General features: G+C 59.6%; 1 protein-coding gene and 1 pseudogene. Both read left to right on the forward strand.

The window, feature by feature from the left end:
- Window positions 1-160: pseudogene (locus A2I95_RS36875) on the forward strand (GFA family protein); the annotation flags it as partial.
- A gap of 15 nt (window positions 161-175) precedes the next feature.
- On the forward strand, window positions 176-1,540 hold a 1,365-nt coding region (locus A2I95_RS36880), incomplete at its 3' end, for an FAD-dependent oxidoreductase (protein WP_291737439.1).

Below are 1,540 nucleotides of genomic sequence, written 5' to 3' on the forward strand. Positions count from 1 at the left end.
CGGCTCCTTCCTGTTCTGGAAGGCGCATGACGAAGATACCACCAGTTTCGCTTTGGGCGCTGTCGACGGGAACACCGGTCTCAGCGTCGAAAAGCACATCTTTGCCGCCTCCAAGGGCGACTACTACGAGATTGCGGACGGCGTGCCGCAGAAGGACTGAGTTTAGGGAGCGAACATGTCTGATTTTCCAACCAAGGCCCGCGTGGTCATCATCGGCGGCGGCGTCATTGGCGCCTCGTCGCTTTATCATCTGGCCAAGAAAGGCTGGACCGATTGTGTGCTTTTGGAGAAGAACGAGCTGACCGCCGGTTCGACCTGGCACGCGGCCGGCAATGTGCCGACGTTTTCGACGTCCTGGTCGATCATGAACATGCAGCGCTATTCGACAGAACTGTATGCACGCCTCGGGGCAGAGGTCGATTACCCGATGAACTACCACCAGACCGGCTCGATCCGTCTGGCGCACAACAAAGAGCGGATGCAGGAATTTGAACGCGCCTGTTCGATGGGCCGTTATCAGGGCATTGAGATGGAGATGTGGACCCCGGAACAGGCCAAGGAAAACTACCCGTTCCTGGAAACTCACGACCTGGAAGGCGTCCTGTGGGACCCGTCTGATGGCGACATTGATCCGGCGCAGCTGACCCAGGCACTGGCCAAGGGTGCCCGCGACATGGGGCAAAAGATCATTCGCTTCTGCCCGGCGACCGGTGTCACGCAACAGGAAGACAAGACCTGGATCGTGCACACCGAAAAGGGCGACATCGCATGTGACTATGTGGTGAACGCCGCTGGCTATTACGCACAGCGTATCGGTGAGTGGTTCAAGCCTTACGGCGGCCGTACCGTGCCAATGATGGTGATGTCGCACCAGTATCTGCTGACCGAGCAGATCCCCGAGGTGGAAGCCTGGAGCAAGGAGCATGGCAAGAAGCTGCCGCTGATCCGAGACGTGGACGTGTCCTATTACCTGCGCCAGGAAAAGAACGGCTACAACCTTGGCCCCTATGAGCCGAACTGCAAAGGCCACTGGATGACCGAAGACGATCAGATGCCGGACGACTTCTCGTTCCAGTTGTGGTCGGATGATCTGGACCGGATCGAGGATATCGTGACCGACGCCATGGAACGCGTGCCGCTGATGGCATCCTCCGGCGTCTCCAGCGTGATCAACGGCCCGATTCCCTATGCGCCCGACGGGTTGCCGCTGATCGGCCCGATGCCGGGTGTCGACAACGCGTTCGAGGCTTGCGTCTTTACCTTCGGCATCGCCCAGGGTGGTGGTGCTGGCAAGGTGCTGGCTGAATGGATCGTCGATGGTGGGACCGAGTGGGACATGTGGGCGGTCGATCCGCGCCGCTACACCGACTACACGGATCAGGACTACTGTGATCAGAAAGGCATGGAAGTCTACGGCAATGAATACGCCATGCACTTCCCGCAGCACGAATGGCCGGCCGCGCGCGGCAAGAAGGTCAGCCAGGTACACGCCAAGATCAGGGAACTGGGCGGCCAGATGGGTGCCTACAACGGCTGGGAA

The sequence above is a fragment of the Leisingera sp. F5 genome (assembly GCF_001593695.1).